21 protein-coding genes are annotated in these 17,174 nt (G+C 50.1%); all 21 read left to right on the top strand.

What is annotated here, in order from left to right; genetic code table 11:
- Positions 1 to 31: 31 nt before the first annotated feature.
- The 21 genes from ACXAFI_RS10275 (at position 32) to ACXAFI_RS10175 (ending at position 16,969) form a co-directional block, all read left to right on the top strand.
- A complete protein-coding gene (locus tag ACXAFI_RS10275) occupies positions 32 to 1,492 on the top strand; it encodes a glyceraldehyde-3-phosphate dehydrogenase (RefSeq protein WP_475109812.1) in 1,461 nt (486 codons plus the stop codon).
- 393 nt (positions 1,493 to 1,885) lie between these two features.
- Complete coding sequence (locus ACXAFI_RS10270) at positions 1,886 to 3,226, top strand: Na(+)-translocating NADH-quinone reductase subunit A (protein WP_475108717.1); 1,341 nt, start codon at positions 1,886 to 1,888, stop codon at positions 3,224 to 3,226.
- A gap of 2 nt (positions 3,227 to 3,228) precedes the next feature.
- Positions 3,229 to 4,440, top strand: coding sequence for an NADH:ubiquinone reductase (Na(+)-transporting) subunit B (locus tag ACXAFI_RS10265; protein WP_444904951.1), 1,212 nt, complete (start codon positions 3,229 to 3,231; stop codon positions 4,438 to 4,440).
- Entirely contained in the window at positions 4,433 to 5,215 is a 783-nt protein-coding gene (locus ACXAFI_RS10260; RefSeq protein ID WP_152453276.1) for a Na(+)-translocating NADH-quinone reductase subunit C, read from the top strand. The genes ACXAFI_RS10265 and ACXAFI_RS10260 overlap by 8 nt, the downstream gene beginning before the upstream one ends.
- Positions 5,216 to 5,217: 2 nt before the next feature.
- The gene (locus ACXAFI_RS10255; protein WP_152453278.1) at positions 5,218 to 5,874 is read left to right on the top strand and encodes an NADH:ubiquinone reductase (Na(+)-transporting) subunit D; all 657 of its coding nucleotides are present in this window, start codon (positions 5,218 to 5,220) and stop codon (positions 5,872 to 5,874) included.
- 3 nt (positions 5,875 to 5,877) lie between these two features.
- Positions 5,878 to 6,486 carry an NADH:ubiquinone reductase (Na(+)-transporting) subunit E gene (gene nqrE / locus ACXAFI_RS10250; protein ID WP_020413086.1) on the top strand — a complete coding sequence of 203 codons (609 nt, stop codon included), beginning with the start codon at positions 5,878 to 5,880 and terminating at the stop codon, positions 6,484 to 6,486.
- 17 nt (positions 6,487 to 6,503) lie between these two features.
- The gene (nqrF, locus tag ACXAFI_RS10245) at positions 6,504 to 7,727 is read left to right on the top strand and encodes an NADH:ubiquinone reductase (Na(+)-transporting) subunit F (protein WP_475108716.1); all 1,224 of its coding nucleotides are present in this window, start codon (positions 6,504 to 6,506) and stop codon (positions 7,725 to 7,727) included.
- Positions 7,728 to 7,741: 14 nt separating this feature from the next.
- Positions 7,742 to 8,800 carry an FAD:protein FMN transferase gene (locus ACXAFI_RS10240; RefSeq protein WP_475108715.1) on the top strand — a complete coding sequence of 353 codons (1,059 nt, stop codon included), beginning with the start codon at positions 7,742 to 7,744 and terminating at the stop codon, positions 8,798 to 8,800.
- Positions 8,800 to 9,042, top strand: a complete 243-nt coding sequence (nqrM, locus tag ACXAFI_RS10235; RefSeq protein ID WP_475108714.1) for a (Na+)-NQR maturation NqrM — start codon at positions 8,800 to 8,802, stop codon at positions 9,040 to 9,042. Before ACXAFI_RS10240 ends, nqrM begins: the two co-directional genes overlap by 1 nt.
- Before the next feature lie 131 nt (positions 9,043 to 9,173).
- Positions 9,174 to 10,571 (top strand): Si-specific NAD(P)(+) transhydrogenase, encoded by a 1,398-nt coding sequence (gene sthA, locus ACXAFI_RS10230; protein ID WP_152453286.1) that lies wholly within the window; start codon positions 9,174 to 9,176, stop codon positions 10,569 to 10,571.
- Complete coding sequence (locus tag ACXAFI_RS10225; protein ID WP_475108713.1) at positions 10,568 to 11,032, top strand: thioesterase family protein; 465 nt, start codon at positions 10,568 to 10,570, stop codon at positions 11,030 to 11,032. The genes sthA and ACXAFI_RS10225 overlap by 4 nt, the downstream gene beginning before the upstream one ends.
- A 580-nt stretch (positions 11,033 to 11,612) precedes the next feature.
- A complete protein-coding gene (locus ACXAFI_RS10220) occupies positions 11,613 to 12,296 on the top strand; it encodes a hypothetical protein (protein ID WP_475108712.1) in 684 nt (227 codons plus the stop codon).
- An 83-nt stretch (positions 12,297 to 12,379) separates the two neighbouring features.
- A complete protein-coding gene (locus tag ACXAFI_RS10215) occupies positions 12,380 to 12,742 on the top strand; it encodes a hypothetical protein (protein WP_475108711.1) in 363 nt (120 codons plus the stop codon).
- 106 nt (positions 12,743 to 12,848) lie between these two features.
- Positions 12,849 to 13,190, top strand: a complete 342-nt coding sequence (locus ACXAFI_RS10210; protein WP_475108710.1) for a transposase — start codon at positions 12,849 to 12,851, stop codon at positions 13,188 to 13,190.
- Between the two features lie 32 nt (positions 13,191 to 13,222).
- On the top strand, positions 13,223 to 13,681 hold the full coding sequence (locus ACXAFI_RS10205; RefSeq protein ID WP_475108709.1) for an IS3 family transposase: 459 nt from the start codon (positions 13,223 to 13,225) through the stop codon (positions 13,679 to 13,681).
- On the top strand, positions 13,648 to 14,028 hold the full coding sequence (locus tag ACXAFI_RS10200; RefSeq protein WP_475108708.1) for a transposase: 381 nt from the start codon (positions 13,648 to 13,650) through the stop codon (positions 14,026 to 14,028). Before ACXAFI_RS10205 ends, ACXAFI_RS10200 begins: the two co-directional genes overlap by 34 nt.
- A 93-nt stretch (positions 14,029 to 14,121) precedes the next feature.
- Positions 14,122 to 14,619 (top strand): hypothetical protein, encoded by a 498-nt coding sequence (locus ACXAFI_RS10195; protein WP_475108707.1) that lies wholly within the window; start codon positions 14,122 to 14,124, stop codon positions 14,617 to 14,619.
- Between the two features lie 207 nt (positions 14,620 to 14,826).
- Positions 14,827 to 15,135, top strand: a complete 309-nt coding sequence (locus ACXAFI_RS10190) for a transposase (RefSeq protein WP_475108706.1) — start codon at positions 14,827 to 14,829, stop codon at positions 15,133 to 15,135.
- A gap of 8 nt (positions 15,136 to 15,143) precedes the next feature.
- Entirely contained in the window at positions 15,144 to 15,989 is an 846-nt protein-coding gene (locus ACXAFI_RS10185; protein WP_475109811.1) for an IS3 family transposase, read from the top strand.
- Positions 15,990 to 16,045: 56 nt separating this feature from the next.
- A complete protein-coding gene (locus ACXAFI_RS10180) occupies positions 16,046 to 16,354 on the top strand; it encodes a hypothetical protein (protein ID WP_475108705.1) in 309 nt (102 codons plus the stop codon).
- A gap of 114 nt (positions 16,355 to 16,468) precedes the next feature.
- Complete coding sequence (locus ACXAFI_RS10175) at positions 16,469 to 16,969, top strand: hypothetical protein (protein WP_475108704.1); 501 nt, start codon at positions 16,469 to 16,471, stop codon at positions 16,967 to 16,969.
- Positions 16,970 to 17,174: the final 205 nt, after the last annotated feature.

Raw genomic sequence — 17,174 nt, 5'->3', positions numbered from 1 at the left:
CTGCCTATTAAACACATTGCAGAGGTGTCCGATAGTGACTCAGAAGCGACCGAAGCCCGCGGACTTTTTCAAGGACTGGAAGCAGCGTGAAGCGCTGGCCGAATCCATGATCCCGATGATTGGAAAGCTCAACCGCGAGCAAAACGTCGGCATTTATATGTACGGCCGCAACCTGGTTAACCGCTCTGTACTGAGCATCATGAAAGCGCATCGCTTCGTGCGTCAGGTTGAGGAAAACGAACTCTCCGAGTTTGAAACCTTCCCGGTGTTGGAAGCTATCTGCAAACTGGAGCTGGGCCCTGTCCACATCGACCTGGGAACCCTGACCAACAAATTTATGCGCGATGACCGCGGCCTGTCCGTGGACGAATTTGTACGTGAAGAGCTGTCCGACGCAGCGGGTGCCGGCAAGCCTCTGCCCGAATCCAAAGATGTTGTGATCTACGGTTTTGGTCGTATCGGCCGTCTGGTTGCCCGCCTGCTGATCGACAAGGCCGGCAGTGGTGATGTTCTGCGTCTGCGCGCTATCGTGCTGCGCAAGGGTAAGGCCCCCAACGATCTGGTGAAGCGCGCTTCTCTGCTGCGCCGCGACTCCGTACACGGCGCTTTCCAGGGCACTATCCGTGTAGACGAGGAGACCAACTCCCTGATCTGTAACGGTAACGAAATCAAGATTATCTACGCCAACTCCCCGCAGGAAGTGGATTACACCCAGCACGGTATCAACGATGCAATTATCGTTGATAGCACCGGTGTATGGCGCGATGAAGAAGGTCTGAGTCAGCACCTGCAGAGCCCTGGCGCTTCCAAGGTGCTTCTGACTGCACCGGGCAAGGGCGACATCAAGAATATCGTTTACGGTATCAACAGCAACGATATCAAGCCGGAAGACAAGGTGCTGTCCGCCGCTTCCTGTACCACTAACGCCATCGTGCCTGTTCTGAAGGCGATGATGGACGGCTACGGTGTTGAGCACGGCCACGTAGAAACCGTACACGCCTACACCAACGACCAGAACCTGATCGACAACTATCACAAAGGTGAGCGTCGCGGTCGCGCTGCAGCGCTGAACATGGTTCTGACTGAAACTGGTGCTGCCAAGGCGGTTGCCAAAGCGCTACCCGAGCTGAAAGGTAAGCTCACCGGCAACGCAATTCGTGTTCCGACCCCCAATGTTTCCATGGCGATCCTGAACCTGAATCTGGGTAAAGAGACCACCAAGGAAGAGTTGAACGAATACATGCGCGATGTGGCACTGCACTCGCCACTGCGTCAGCAGATCGATTTCACCAACTCCCCGGAAGTGGTGTCCAGCGACTTTGTTGGTTCCCGCGTTGCCTGCGTATTCGATTCCACTGCGACTATCGTGGATGGCAAGAATGCGGTGCTCTACTGCTGGTACGACAATGAGTTCGGCTACAGCTGTCAGGTGGTTCGCTGCCTGGAAGATATGGCTGGCGTTCGTTATGAGTTGTTCCCTAAGAAAGACTAAGGCGTCAGCTAAAGGTCTGCAGGTCGGCCCGCAGGGCTGACCGTGAGGGTGGGGCGGCAGTCACAGCCGCCCGCCTACTTCTCGCCAAATCCCTGTTTTTTCAGTAGAAATTTCCTATCTCAGAGCCACTTTGGACGCTTCCAGGCTGGTAAAGCTTTTGCCCCATCTTTATAATGCGCGCGATTTTGCGGGGCGGCCGTGCGCCGAGAAGTTAGCGCGCACAACCATTAGTTAGCTTCCTTCCGCCCGGTCTACGGGTGAAACGGCATAAGCCCTCGCAGCACAGAATTCCACAGTATGGCTCGCCAGTCCGGGATTGACTGTTTTTCAGTTTGAACCTGGGCGGGTGAGCTTTATTGCAATTTTATAAACTAGAAACTTAGGCATAGGCGTATGAGAAAGATCCGTCGGGGATTGGACTTACCCATATCCGGCGCGCCCGAGCAGGTCATCCACAAAGGACCTGCGATCAAGACCGTTGCTGTTCTCGGCCCCGATTATCACGGGATGAAACCGACAATGGCAGTGGCTGTAGGGGATCGCGTCAATCTTGGTCAGCTACTGTTCAGTGATAAAAAAACCGAAGGTGTGCGCTACACAGCGCCGGCCGCCGGTCGTGTTGTTGCTATCAATCGTGGTGCCCGCCGTGTTCTGCAATCCGTTGTGATTGGCATAGACGGTGATGCAGCGGAACAGTTCCAGAGCTACAGCGCAGATAAGCTGTCTGGCCTGACACGTGAGCAGGTTGTTGAGAACCTGGTTGAGTCTGGCATGTGGACCGCACTGCGCACCCGCCCGTTCAGCCGCGTCCCCGCTTTGGATGCCAAGCCGGAAGCGGTGTTTATCAATGCGATGGACACCAATCCTCTGGCTGCCAATCCAGAAGTGGTGATTGCCGAGAATCCTAAAGCCTTCTCTCAGGGCGTTGAGATTCTTTCCAAGCTGGCGGAAACCACTTACGTCTGTACCGCCCCTGATGCAGACATCCCCGTACCGAGCGCTGCGAATATTCGCCGCGAAGCTTTTGCCGGCCCCCATCCGGCTGGCCTGTCCGGTACCCATATTCACTACTTGAACCCGGTTTCCGGTTCTCGCAGTGTATTTACCATTAACTACCAGGATGTGATCGCCGTAGGCAAACTGTTTACCACCGGTAAACTGTTCACCGACCGCGTTGTTTCCCTGGCCGGCCCTCAAGTCAAGCAGCCGCGCCTTTTGCGCACTCGTCTCGGCGCCAGCCTGGAAGCTTTGACTTCCGGTGAGCTGAAAGGTGATAACGACCGCGTCATTTCCGGCTCCGTATTTGGCGGCCGCACCGCTGAAGGTCCTTTGGGTTACTTGGGTCGCTACCATAATCAGGTATCTGTCCTGGAAGAGGGCGATGAGCGTCCTTTCCTGCACTACCTGCGTGCCGGTAACAAGCGCTACTCTGTTTTCCCGATTTACCTCTCGCGCCTGTTCAAGAACAAGCTGTTCAACTTCACTACCAGCACTAACGGTTCCGAGCGTGCCATGGTGCCGGTCGGCACTTATGAGAAGGTCATGCCGCTGGATGTACTGCCGACCCAGCTACTGCGCTCCCTCATCGTAGGTGATACCGCTATGGCCCAGAAACTGGGTGCTCTGGAGTTGGATGAGGAAGATCTGGCACTGTGTACCTTTGTGTGTCCGGGCAAGTACGAATACGGCCCCATTTTGCGGGACAACCTGACCCGTATTGAGAAGGAGGGGTAAGTATGTTGCGTAAATTCCTCGATTCCATCGAACCGAAATTCCACAAAGGCGGCAAGTTCGAAAAGTTCTATGCCCTCTTTGAGGCCATTGATACTGGCTTGTTCCAGCCGGCTGATAAAACCAAGACCACGGCTCATGTGCGCGATGGTATCGACCTGAAGCGTATTATGATCACCGTGTGGGCTTGTGCGATGATCCCTGCCTTCTACGGTATGTGGAATATCGGTTTCCAGGCCAACACTATTCTGGAAGGCATGACCAATCCGGATCTGTCCGGTTGGCGTCACGCCATTATTGGTGCTCTGACCTCCTATAACCCAGCGAGCCTGTGGGACAACTTTGTCTACGGAGCCATGTACTTCCTGCCGATTTATGCGGTCACCTTTATTGTGGGTGGTATCTGGGAAGTGCTGTTCGCCGCTGTGCGCGGTCACGAAGTGAACGAAGGTTTCTTCGTAACCTCCATTCTGTTTGCCTTAACCTGTCCGCCGGATCTGCCTCTGTGGATGGTGGCTATGGGCATCAGCTTCGGTGTGGTGATCGGTAAGGAAGTGTTCGGTGGTACCGGCAAAAACTTCCTCAACCCGGCACTGACCGGTCGTGCGTTCGTATTCTTCGCCTACCCGGCGGCCATGTCTGGCGATGCTGTCTGGACTGCGGTTGACGGTTACACCGGTGCAACTGCGCTGTCTGTTATGGCCAGCGAAGGCATCCAGAACGGTATCGTGAACGCTGCGGTTGGTCAGGTAACCTGGTTCGACGCTTTCTTCGGCAAGATACATGGTTCCATCGGTGAAACTTCTACCCTGGCTATCCTGATTGCCGGTGTAATCCTGATGGGCATGAAGATCGCCAGCTGGCGCATCGTAGCCGGCACCCTGCTGGGTATGATGGCCACCGCGTTTATGTTCAACATGATCGGTTCCGAAACCAACCCGATGTTCCAGGTACCCTGGTACTGGCACCTGGTAGTGGGCGGTTTTGCTTTCGGCCTGATCTTTATGACCACTGACCCGGTTTCCGCTGCCATGACCAACACTGGTCGCTGGTGGTACGGCATTTTGATCGGGGTGATGGTTGTCCTGATTCGTGTAGTGAACCCGGCCTTCCCGGAAGGCATGATGCTGGCGATCCTGTTCGCTAACCTGTTCGCTCCGCTGTTTGACCACTTTGTGGTGCAGTCCAATATCAAACGGAGGTTGGCACGTGGCTAATAAAGATTCCGTAACCGGTACTTTGATTGTCGCGCTGGTAATGTGCCTGGTGTGCTCTGTAGTGGTTTCCACTGCGGCGGTAATGCTGAAGCCTGCCCAGCAGGCGAATGCCGAGCTGGACATGAAGCGCAACGTACTGATGGCTGGTGGCCTGCTGAAGGACTCTCACGCTAACAAAGCGCAAGTCGAGAAGGCCTTCGCCGATGTGAAGATCAAATACGTTGACCTGAACACCGGTAAGTTCACCGATGAAGCGCCGGCTGGCGGCAGCGGTCGCGCTGCTTCCAAGATCCCCTCTGCCAGTGAGAGACTGCCGGCAGACGAGGACACCGCTAAGATCATCCGCCGGGAAAATACCAAAGAGGTATACCTGGTGGAGAAAGATGGCAAGCTGGACAAGATCATTCTGCCTGTCCGCGGCTACGGCCTTTGGGGTACCTTGTACGGCTTCCTCGCGCTGGAGAGCAACCTCGACACCGTAGCGGGCCTCGGCTTCTACGAGCACAAGGAAACTCCCGGACTGGGTGGCGAAGTGGACAACCCCAACTGGAAATCCCAGTGGGTTGGTAAGCAAGTCTTCGACAGCCAGGGCAACGTCGATATCAGCGTGATCAAAGGGCAGGTTAATCCGAAAAGCCCGAATGCGATTCACGAAGTAGACGGCCTGTCCGGTGCGACTCTGACCAGTAAGGGCGTTAGCAACCTGGTGAACTTCTGGTTGGGTAACCAGGGTTATGGTCCCTTCCTGAAAAACCTGAAAGCAGGGGAGGCATAAGCATGAAAATTAAAGAGACTCTGCTAGAGCCGATTTTTAACAACAACCCGATCGCGCTGCAGATCCTGGGTATCTGTTCTGCACTGGCTGTAACCAGCTCGCTGCAGGTGACCCTGGTAATGTGTATCGCCCTGACCTCGGTTGTGGCCTGTTCCAACGTTGCGGTATCTCTGATCCGCAAGCAGATCCCGAACAGTATCCGCATCATCGTTCAGATGACCGTGATTGCCTCATTGGTAATCCTGGTGGATCAGCTGATCAAGGCATTGGCTTACGACATCTCCAAGCAGCTGTCCGTATTCGTTGGCCTGATCATTACCAACTGTATCGTAATGGGCCGTGCGGAAGCCTTCGCTATGAAGAACCCGCCGCTGCCCAGCTTCTTCGATGGTCTCGGTAACGGTCTGGGCTATAGCGTTATCCTGATTGGTCTCGCGGTAATCCGTGAACTGTTCGGCGCTGGTAAGCTGTTCGGTGTGGACATCCTGACCACCGTGAGCAACGGCGGTTGGTATATCCCCAACGGCCTGCTGTTGTTGCCGCCCAGTGCATTCTTCCTGATCGGCCTGTTCATCTGGGCAATCCGCGCCTGGAAGCCTGCCCAGGTTGAGCAAGACGAGTTCAAGATTGCGCCTAATTCCCAAGCGCAGGAGGCCTAATCCATGGAACATTATATTTCTTTGATTATCCGCGCCGTTTTCGTTGAAAACATGGCGTTGGCCTTCTTCCTCGGTATGTGTACCTTCCTGGCCGTATCGAAGAAGATCGAAGCTGCGATTGGCCTGGGTGTTGCGGTTATCGTGGTACTGACTCTGACAGTACCGGTCAATAACCTGATCTACACCTACCTGCTGAAAGACGGTGCACTGGCCTGGGCCGGTTACCCCGACGTGGACCTGAGCTTCCTCGGCCTGCTGTCCTACATCGGCGTAATTGCGGCACTGGTACAGATCCTGGAGATGTTCCTGGATAAATATGTACCGGCGCTCTACAACGCCCTGGGTGTATTCCTGCCGCTGATCACCGTGAACTGCGCCATTATGGGTGCCTCTCTGTTCATGGTTGAGCGCGAATACGCGTTCGGTGAGAGTGTTGCCTACGGCTTCGGTGCCGGCCTAGGCTGGGCACTGGCGATTACCGCTCTGGCCGGTATTCGTGAAAAGCTGAAGTACAGCGACGTACCGGATGGCTTGAAAGGCCTGGGCATCACCTTCGTAACCGTTGGTCTGATGTCCCTGGGCTTCATGTCCTTCGGCGGCATCGATATCTAAGCGGGGAAAACAATAGAATGAGTATTGAAATTATCCTCGGCGTAGCGATGTTTACCGTCATCGTACTGGCGCTGGTGGCGGTGATCCTTGCGGCCCGCTCGCGCCTGGTAAACACCGGCAACGTCAACATTTTGGTTAACGGTGAGAAGACTCTCACCGTACCGGCCGGCGGCAAGCTGCTGCAAACCCTGGCTGCCAATAACCTGTTCCTGGCCTCCGCCTGTGGTGGCGGTGGTAGCTGTGCGCAGTGTGTATGTAAAGTGACTGCGGGCGGTGGCGATATGCTGCCGACCGAAGCAGCGCACTTCACCCCGCGCGATGCGAAAGAAGGCAAGCGCCTTTCCTGTCAGGTTGCAGTTAAGCAGGACATGGAAATCGAAGTGCCGGAAGAGGTGTTTGGCGTGAAGCAGTGGGAGTGCACTGTGGAATCCAACCCCAACGTTGCCACCTTCATTAAAGAGCTGACCTTGCGTTTGCCCGAAGGCGAAAACGTTGACTTCCGTGCTGGCGGTTACGTACAGCTGGAAGCCCCAGCTCACCACGTTAAATTTGCCGACTTCGAAGTAGAAGAGCAGTACCGCGGTGACTGGGAGCACTTTGGCTTCTTCAAGCTGGAGTCCAAGGTGACCGAGCCAGTAGTTCGCGCCTACTCTATGGCGAACTACCCGGAAGAGAAAGGTGTTGTTAAGTTCAACATCCGTATCGCGACTCCGCCGCCCCGTACCGAGGGTATCCCGCCGGGTCAGATGTCTTCCTACGTGTTCAGCCTGAAGCCGGGTGACAAGATCAAGGTGTACGGCCCCTTCGGTGAGTTCTTCGCCAAGGAAACCGACAACGAGATGGTATTCATCGGTGGTGGTGCCGGTATGGCGCCGATGCGTTCACACATTTTCGACCAGCTCAAGCGTCTGCACTCCAAGCGCAAGATCAGCTTCTGGTACGGCGCGCGCTCCCTGCGCGAGATGTTCTACGAAGATGACTACAACGGCCTGGCTGCTGAATTTGATAACTTCAAGTGGCATGTGGCTTTGTCTGATCCGCAGCCGGAAGATAACTGGACGGGTTACACGGGCTTCATTCACAACGTGGTGTATGAAAACTACCTGAAGGACCACCCGGCTCCGGAAGACTGTGAGTACTACATGTGTGGGCCGCCCATGATGAACGCCGCGGTAATCAATATGCTCAAAGACTTGGGCGTAGAGGATGAAAATATTCTCCTCGATGACTTCGGTGGTTAAACGGAGAGCTTAGTTTGCTAAACGCAATCAAAGCCCCGCAAAAAACAAAAACAGGGCCCGTTTTTCCGGCCCTGTTTTTGCTTTGTGTGGCTGTAATTTTTTCAGCCTGTACTCCAGGGGTGGAAAACTGGCAGCTCAGTGGCCGTACCATGGGCACCAGTTATCACATCACCCTAGTGGACGTTCCCGATGGTATAGACCGCAATGCGTTGCAGAAGCTGATTGATAGCGAGCTGCAGCAGGTCAACCAGGAGATGTCCACTTACATCAACGACTCCGAGTTGATGCTGCTAAATCGCGGCCCTATCGGCGAACCTATTCCGGTCAGCCAGCCACTCGCCGATATTGTAGAGATGTCCCTGGATATCTATCGTCGTAGTGATGGCGCCTTTGAGGTGACCGTTGGTCCTCTGGTCAACTTGTGGGGGTTTGGCCCCAAGCCTGAGCCGGAGCAGATTCCCGTTGATGCGGATATCGACCGCCTGTTAAAAGTTGTGGGATCTGATGCGCTCTCGGTGACTCGCCAGCCGAATACCATCACCCGCCAGCGACCGGTGGAAATAGATTTGTCGGCTATTGCCAAGGGGCATGGCGTCGACCGGGTCGCCTTGTTATTAGAGCGTCAAGGGGTTCGTAACTACCTGGTCGAGATAGGTGGTGAACTGCGAACCCTTGGGGTGAATCCAAAAGGTAAGGCTTGGCGAATTGGTATTGAAGCTCCAGACTCCTTCGGACAAATGGTTCAGCAGCCCATAGAAGTTAGTGGTAAAGCGGTGGCCACCAGTGGCGATTACCGCAATTACTATGAGCGCGATGGCATCCGCTATTCGCACAGTATCGACCCGCGTACCGGGCGGCCATTAACTCACAATCTCGCTTCGGTCACTGTGGTGGCTGAGAGCTGCGCAGAAGCTGATGGTTTGGCCACTGCCCTCAATGTACTTGGTGCTAAAGAAGGGTTGGATTTGGCCGAAAGGGATAACCTGGCCGTTTTTATGCTGGTTAAAACTGATAAAGGATTTGAAGAGCGGTTTAGCTCCGCTTTTGCTCCTTACCTAGAGAGGTCTGAGTAATGACAATTTTTATCTTTGCTTTTATTGCCATGTTGTTAGTTGTCGCTGGCATGGCACTCGGCGCCATGGTGCAAAACAAGCCATTAAAAGGTTCCTGTGGTGGTTTGAATAATATTGGTATGAAGCAGGATTGCTCCATTTGTGGTGGCAATGACGACAAATGCGAGAAAGAGCAGGAGCGACAGCTTCAAGAAAAAGCAGCCGCTGAAGATCTTGCTTACGATGCTACTAAACGCAAGTAAGCAGCCCCCAAGCCCGTGAGCAACGGGCTTGTAGTTTTATATCATTGGCACCAATCGTGCCGATTTTAATATTGAATGTGAGTCGCTAGTACGGCTTACATTCCGTTTTGAAAAAAGAATTAGAGCAATAGATGGCAGAGCAAAAGTTTGACTTGGTTGTAATTGGTTCTGGTCCCGCAGGTGAGGCCGCCGCAATGAGCGCCGCGAAAAAGGGCATGCGCGTCGCAGTGATTGAAAAACGCCAGGTAGTGGGTGGCAACTGTACCCATAAAGGCACTATTCCCTCCAAGGCACTGCGCCACTCTGTCAAACAATTAATGCGGTATAACACTCAGAGTGTTTTTCGTGCTCTGGGTGAACCGCGCCGCCTAACGTTTCCCCAGGTGATGCAGACGGTCAATAAAGTGATTTCCTATCAAGTGGAAATGCACACTTCTTTTTATGCGCGTAACCGAGTTGAATTGATCGTTGGGGCGGCAAATTTCCGCGATGCTAATAGCGTGGAAGTACAACTGCCCGATGGTGCTATGGAAATTGTCACCGCGAAAAAATTTATTATCGCCACCGGCTCCCGCCCATATCGTCCCGCCGATGTAGACTTCGATCACGAGCGTGTCTACGACAGCGATATGATTCTGGATATGCAGCACACACCGCATTCCATCATGATCTACGGCGCCGGTGTGATAGGCTGTGAATACGCTTCTATTTTTGCTGGTCTCGGCATCAAGGTAGATTTGATCAATACCCGCAGTAGCCTATTGGAATTCCTCGATGATGAGATCTCTGATGCCCTGAGTTATCACCTACGGGATATGGGAGTCACTGTTCGTCACCAAGAAGAGTATGCGCGTGTACTCCCGAATGAACAGGGCGTAATTATGGAAATGCAATCTGGTAAGCGTATCCATGCCGATGCTCTACTCTGGTGTAACGGCCGTACAGGTAATACCAGCTCCCTGGGACTGGAAAATGTCGGCCTCGAAGCCAACCATCGCGGCCAGTTAAGCGTGGATGATCACTACTGTACCGAGGTGGAAAATATCTTTGCCGTCGGCGATGTTATTGGTTGGCCCAGTCTTGCCAGTGCCTCCTATGACCAGGGTAGGGCGGTAGCGGCGGCCATAGCCGGCCGCGGGCACCGTGTAATCGAGGATGCGCCCACTGGTATTTATACCCTACCGGAAATTTCCTCAGTGGGTAAAACCGAATCCGAACTGACAGCCGCCAAGGTACCCTATGAGGTGGGGCGCGCGCTCTTTAAGCACACAGCGCGGGCTCAGATATCCGGCGAGCGCGTGGGCATGCTCAAGATCCTGTTCCATATCGAGACCCGTGAGATCCTAGGCATCCACTGTTTTGGTGCTGAAGCGGCAGAGATCGTGCATATTGGCCAGGCCATCATGAAGCAGCCCTCTCCAAATAACACTATCGATTATTTCGTGAATACCACATTCAACTACCCCACCATGGCGGAGGCCTATCGCAGTGCCGCACTGGATGGCCTCAACCGGGTTGCACGGCTATGACAGAACCCTCACCCAGTGAGTTTCAGGAATTGGTAAAGGGGTTTTTTGAACAAATCCCTTTTAATCAACAAATTGGACTTGAGATGCGCTCCCTTGATTTAGAGGCGCTCACCCTTTCCGCTGGATTCGAGTTGAGACCGCAGCTGATAGGTAATATCTGGAAGAATATTCTGCATGGTGGCGTTATCGCTACGGCCCTGGATACCGTCGGTGGCCTCACGGCAATGGTTGCGGCTTACCAGAGAATGGGAAACATGCACTGGAAAGAAAAGGCCGAGCGCCTCTCCAAGCTTGGCACCGTAGATATGCGTGTTGATTACTTAAAGCCGGGCAGGGGGGAGCACTTTATCTGTGAGGGCTCTATCCTGCGTACGGGTAACAAGCTTGTTGTTGCGCGGATGGAGCTGAGTAATGATGAAGCTGAGCTGATTGCTACGGGCACTGCAACCTATCTTTACTGATTTTGTGGAAAGAGCCGCGAGATGAGTTAAAACGCCGGATTTTTACCTTGATCGACTGGGCTGATAATACCCCGTTCATGCACCTTGCGGCGTTATGAATTCTAACCATTAAGTCATTAGGAGTGACAATGAAAAAGCTAATGTTTATTTTTTAATCTTTAGTGAGCTTATCTACGCAAGCCTTTGATCGGGTGAATGCTAGTATAGATAGGATTTATGCTGAAGATTTTGGCTTTACTTTTTTGGTTAGTAACTTGGATGGGAGTCAACAATGTGGCCGATCGCATTTGGCTGTATATAGGGAAGGTAAGCCGCATTTTTCTGGGCTTTATTCTATGGTGTTGACGGCTTTTGCTTCTGGGCAGAAAGTAGAAATAGTCATAAAGAAATGTGAAGGTAATAGAGCTAGTGTTGACCATATGTCTATCTACAACGGCTAATATTTTTATAACAAGTCAAGGCTGTCGGACGCTTCGCGTCGCAGCTTGTGGCGTTAGTTCTGATACCCAAAATAAATTAACCTAAGCTTAGATGTTATATATGCTTAAAAAAATTCTATATTTGATCTCTAGCTTCTTTTGTGGGTCTTCTGCTCGCATGCAGCGGCGGCGGTGGCAATGGTGGCGGCGGTGGCAATGGTGGCAGTGGCGGGAACAGTTCTGATCCAGCAGAGATACCCGCTGAAATAGAAAGCTTTACCTCCTCCGAAATACTTTCAATTGATCCTCCTTCTTTTGAAGTTGTTGTACGATTTTCACAGAACGTATCGCGAGAAGACGCTCTCGATATCGGAGTAAAAGTTGTTGTGGCTACCGATGGAGCTGGTGATGTTATGGGGCAGGACTTTGCCCTGTTTTTCAATATGGATTGTCCAAGCGACTCTGAAAATTGCGATCAGACAGATTACTTCTTTACTTGGAGCTATGGAGATATCATAGGCTGGTGCTGCACTCTTAGAGGGCGTGACCTTTCGTATGAACTCACGAATGTAGAAGGGTATTTACAGTTAACTATGAGCTATCATGGAAAATTCACTAAGAGCACATATGATAATCTAGTTAGCGGTAACGTCTTAACAAATGTAGAGACAATTCTTTTTTCTGGGTCAAATAAAGAAACTGTTTTATCAAGGGATTACTACCCGTTGGTGAATGAGTTTACTGATCAACTTGGAGAGCTGAATGATAATCTCCGTGATTATGATGGTTCCTCAGGTTTAATTGATATTCAAAGTATTACTATCACTAATTATTTGGGCCCCTAAACCTGTCAAAGGTACTAACAAATCAAGGAAGCGGGACGCTGAGCCGGCCCCCCTTCTTGAGGCGTTATGTTTAAGGAGTACTAATGAAGTTATTGATTATTGTCCCTATTATTTTTGCTCTTACAGGTTGTGTAATGGGGGCTCCCAATCTGACTCCAGATCAAGCAGCAAGAGTGGATCAAATAGAGATTCTTGAGGAAGGCCAATTTCCTGATAAGGAATATAGCACCATAGATGATATTAGCGCTGCTGACTGTTCAGGTGCACCTTATGGAGGTCGAGTTTGGGGTGACGCAGAAAAAGCAATTGAAACTCTAAAGGCAAAAGCTGCATCGTTAGATGCTGATGCGATCATAAACACAAGTTGTTCTGCGGCCCCATTTGTTAATAACTGCTGGGCTGCAAAACTTTGTTCGGGTCAAGCGGTAAAGTGGTCACAAACATAACAAACCGCAGCACAATCGCCACTTCGTGGCTGGGCAGTCAAAGAAACCTTCCCCCATGGAGTAGACGCCTACCTTTTGAATAGGGTAGGAGAAAATGCCGAAAATATTGAGCGAAGAACGTGTTGTTGAATACTCAACAGAGTTTAAAGTTAGAGTGGTCGCACTCACTAATCAACTGAAAGTAGATACGACTACTATCGCCAACATCATTGGCCTACATCCAGTAATGGTGTATAGATGGCGACAAGAAAGTAGAGAAGGCAAGTTGGTTGAGAAGCCTAGCCGTAGAATAAGTATGACGAAGACAGAGAAACCTCAGTCTCAAACTGATGATAAAGAAATAAAACGCCTAAGAAAACAGGTTGAGAAATTACAAAAGGAGAATAATCTCCTAAAAAAGTGGGAAGCGTACCTGAAAGATCAAAAGCTGAAAGATTCGCGTTCATAGCCCACAATCGGTTGGACTTTGGTGTCAGGTACTTGTGTAGATATTTGGATGTTTCGCCTCAGGGGTTTTATAAATGGCTTAATCGTATTGAGAGTGCTCGAGACATAGAAAATAAGCGAATTCTAGGGTGTATAGAGACTATCTACACACAGCATAATGGTAATTATGGAAGCCCAAGAATTAGCGCAGAACTGAAAGCTAATGGTGAGCGAATAAATCACAAACGTGTTGAACGCCTTATGCGAGAGGCTGGAATCGTGGGGAAAGCAGGAAGGATCTATCGTCGACGCCCATTACCTGGAAATCCTTGTATTAAGGTTGAAAATTTACAACGAGAGCATGGTATGCCGACTAAACCAGACTCTCATTGGGCAGGTGATGTGACCTATCTGAAGATCAATGGTCAGTGGCAATATTTAGCTGTAATTATTGATCTTTACTCTCGAAAAGTGGTGGGTTGGGAATTGTCAAATACTCGAACGTTGAATTAACACTATCAGCGCTAAATAAAGCTGTCCGTCGCAGAAGGATAGAATCAGGTCTAATATTTCACAGTGACCGTGGGTCTGAGTACGGTGCTTATGCATACCAAAACCGACTCAAAGAGCTAGGTATTGAGCCGAGCATGAATCGACCAGGATTTATGAATGACAATGTGTATGTAGAGTCATTTTTCCAGACACTGAAAACTGAGAATATCAAAGGATTTTACTTTGAGTCGGTTGAGGATCTTAGGGCTAACTTATCTTGGTACCTTGATAGATACTATAACTTGAAGAGAAGACACAGTTCACTTGGGTTCAAAAGCCCAGATGAATATGAAAGAATGGCCGCATAAGATGAATATAAGGTAGCATCTACTTTAAGGGGGGAGGCTTCAAACCTACGGTTTATCTGCCTGTGTGCTAAGCGTTATGGCTCCTGAGAATTCATGAGAAATTTAATATTTATACTGGCTGTATTTCCAATTTTTGCAGCTGCTTATGACACAACTAGATTACATTCCCATCATGTCTATGCTGAAGGCGTCCTCCCTGAGCCATATAAAAGTGTATCTTTGAAAATTGATTTAGATCCAGAAAATGATAATTTAAAGAGCATTACTCTTAATGTAGATGGAAAGTTAATCAGCTTCCCCGAGTCAGAGAGGGCAAAGCTTACTGATCTTGATTTACATTCATTGCAAATTGAGCACGGCATATTTAGTGCTCATGATAGTGAAATGGGGGATGTTCTTTATATAAAAATCGCAAAAAAAGAAAGAAAGTCAATGAAGTGCAATTTTGATCAAGAAGGCCTAAACCACGGTGTCTATGATGTTGCATTAATCCAGTATAACTTCGAAGCCCCACCCGTTGTCATGTTGGATAATCCGTACAAATATTATGTTGGAAGTTACCGGTGGTGCTTCGAGGGGTATAAACCATGACAATCGCAGGCAGTTTGCTCCGGCCCTTCGGGCCTCCGCGGGACGCCCAATGCTATGCACTTTTTTGTTCGGGTTGCTGCGCTCCCAATTTCGCACAAAAAAGTGCATAGCATTGGTCGGCCCTGCTGCGGGCGTTATGTTTAAGACTTACCCACGTTTAGTAGACACCCTGTATAGTTAGGTTTAGGCCTAACACGGAGGTGTATCATGGGTAAGAAAAGAACTCAGGCGTATACGGAGGAGTTCCGTAGAGAAGCAGTTAAGAGGGCTGAAAAGCCTGGAGCAACAACGGCTTCTGTGGCACGAGAGCTAGGCGTCAGCGCACAGCAGATCTACAACTGGCGTCGTCAGTTTAATCGACTATCTGATAAGCAGTTCAATAGTTTAGATGGCGTCGACTATTCAAAACAGGAAAGCGCTGAAGTTCGCAAGCTCAGGAAGGAGCTGCATGAAGCTCGCCAGGAGGTTGAGTTTCTAAAAAAGGCAGCTGCGTACTTTGCGAACCACCAAGAGTAAAGTACGCACTGATACAAGAGCATGTAGGGTCATTCCCGGTTAGCTTGATGTGTCGGTGTTTAGAAGTCTCAAGATCGGGTTATTATCGATGGCGAGGGCGGTTGCCACCTCCTCGCATGATTAGAAAGATACGAACAATCGAGAAAATCCGAGAGACGTTTGCTGAGTTTAGAGGTCGTTATGGAGCGCCTAGAATCACTTGCGAGCTTCAAGAGTTGGGTGAACCATGCTCACGGAACTACGTCGCTAAGCTTATGCAACAGGAGCATCTTAAAGCGAGAAACGGCAAAGGCTTTCGATATAGTCAGCCCGTAGAGGGGAATATCAATGTCGCCGCCAACCTACTTAAGCGTTGCTTCGATGTGGATCGACCAAATTGCCGCTGGACCAGTGATATTACGTATATCTGGGTTCTGGAGCGGTGGTTGTACCTCGCGGTAGTTATGGATCTGTACTCTCGACGTATTGTAGGTTGGGCATTCGACTCCCAGATGACCGATGAATTGACACGTCGAGCGTTGAAAATGGCTCTAGAGCGACGACAAATAAAGCCTGGACTGATAGCTCACTCTGACAGGGGTGTGCAATATCGATCGCAGAAATACCAGGATCTCTTGTCCGAAAGCAAGTGCAAGCCGAGCATGAGTCGCCAGGCTAACTGTTGGGATAATGCGGCAATGGAATCATTCTTCAGTAGGCTAAAAGTCGAGCTGGTTTATGCCGGAACATTCGAAAGCGAAGAGCAAGCAAAATCTGAGGTGTTTGAATACATTGAGATTTTCTACAATAGGGTTCGTAAGCACTCTGCATTGGGCTATGTAAGTCCAGCAGAGTATGAGCGTAAATATGCATAGTTAGAGTGTCTACTTTTTGTGGGCAAGACCAGTTTAGTTTTCAGAGTAAGCAAAGGATGAAGGAAGAAAAGCTCTACGAATTTGGCCCAAGCTGGGAAGCTACACGCGTTGCTATTGAACGTAAAGGCTACGAAAGGATACTTTCGTTCTCAGTGAAATTCGAAAAAGAAGGTGAGGTTGTCGAGCTAGAGTTTTTGGGGCCAAAGGATATTGATGGCTTGCCAGAATTAATAGATGTTGAGCATGTTATTGTGTCGAAGGAAATTAATAGCCAAAGAGAGTTTGGTACTATTAAGGTGGAGTTCCTAGGCGAGTGTTGGCAGGCGGTTTGGTGTGATTCAGTTTCGCAAGTTGGCCAAACATAACAAAACCAAACACGGCCGCCAGCAAAGCTGGCTGGACCTACATTCCGCTGCTTCGCAGCTCCATTTCGGTCCGTGTTGGCGGATTAATTCGAGCAAGTTGAGGAATTTAGACTAGTGAGTATAAATTATACCTTTCATCCAATAAGCTCAGAAAACATCGAGAAGATTAGGGGGAATGAATTTCTTTATTGGTTGCTATTAGAGGATAGTGAGTTTTACGAAGAGGAAACCTGTGAAGTGCCTCCTGCGGACTTTGAAGTTAGTAGCAGAGAAGGGTCAGTTTTGATTGATGACTGGAATATTAAAACTGTTGGTTGGATTAAGGAAGTTTTAGATTCAAGATATCCCAGAATAATCAAATCTCTAGAGCAACTTAGCTACCAATTTGGAGAAGATTGTGGAGATGGTGTGGATTTTGGTTTTGGTCCTATAGCAATAATAACCTACGAGCAAGTGGCAGCAGCTTTAGATAACCTATCTGAGATTACGGAAGATTCTTCGCTAGAAGGAAAAGTAGAAGATATTAAATTCATTGGGAACTGGTTAATTGAATTGAAGTCTGCACTTCAAGAGATTTTTAATTCAAAATTTGGATTGATTCGGAAGCTTGGTTAGTAACGAGACCAAGCACGATCGCAAATGCAAGCATTTGCTGGACCTCCGGTGCTATCGCGCCTCCGGCCCGTGTTGGCAGGCGTTACAAGCCCTAGTAAGGAATATACAATTGATTTGGATGGCTCTATTTGCAGGAACCATTATGTGGCTAATTCAGAACTACAAAGATAGTAGTGAGCCAGTAATGGCTTTTTGGATTTACCTT

Source organism: Microbulbifer sp. ABH2_005 (assembly GCF_056160005.1).
Note: the sequence above shows the minus strand (reverse complement) of the source record. Positions and strands in the feature narration are given on the sequence as shown.

What these genes read in the sequence shown, in the direction of transcription:
- ACXAFI_RS10270 (WP_475108717.1), top strand. Translation starts at nt 1,886, where the DNA reads ATGAGAAAGATCCGTCGGGGATTGGACTTACCCATATCCGGCGCGCCC.
- ACXAFI_RS10265 (WP_444904951.1), top strand. Translation starts at nt 3,229, where the DNA reads ATGTTGCGTAAATTCCTCGATTCCATCGAACCGAAATTCCACAAAGGC.
- ACXAFI_RS10255 (WP_152453278.1), top strand. Translation starts at nt 5,218, where the DNA reads ATGAAAATTAAAGAGACTCTGCTAGAGCCGATTTTTAACAACAACCCG.
- nqrE (WP_020413086.1), top strand. Translation starts at nt 5,878, where the DNA reads ATGGAACATTATATTTCTTTGATTATCCGCGCCGTTTTCGTTGAAAAC.
- nqrF (WP_475108716.1), top strand. Translation starts at nt 6,504, where the DNA reads ATGAGTATTGAAATTATCCTCGGCGTAGCGATGTTTACCGTCATCGTA.
- nqrM (WP_475108714.1), top strand. Translation starts at nt 8,800, where the DNA reads ATGACAATTTTTATCTTTGCTTTTATTGCCATGTTGTTAGTTGTCGCT.
- sthA (WP_152453286.1), top strand. Translation starts at nt 9,174, where the DNA reads ATGGCAGAGCAAAAGTTTGACTTGGTTGTAATTGGTTCTGGTCCCGCA.
- ACXAFI_RS10225 (WP_475108713.1), top strand. Translation starts at nt 10,568, where the DNA reads ATGACAGAACCCTCACCCAGTGAGTTTCAGGAATTGGTAAAGGGGTTT.
- ACXAFI_RS10215 (WP_475108711.1), top strand. Translation starts at nt 12,380, where the DNA reads ATGAAGTTATTGATTATTGTCCCTATTATTTTTGCTCTTACAGGTTGT.
- ACXAFI_RS10195 (WP_475108707.1), top strand. Translation starts at nt 14,122, where the DNA reads ATGAGAAATTTAATATTTATACTGGCTGTATTTCCAATTTTTGCAGCT.
- ACXAFI_RS10190 (WP_475108706.1), top strand. Translation starts at nt 14,827, where the DNA reads ATGGGTAAGAAAAGAACTCAGGCGTATACGGAGGAGTTCCGTAGAGAA.
- ACXAFI_RS10180 (WP_475108705.1), top strand. Translation starts at nt 16,046, where the DNA reads ATGAAGGAAGAAAAGCTCTACGAATTTGGCCCAAGCTGGGAAGCTACA.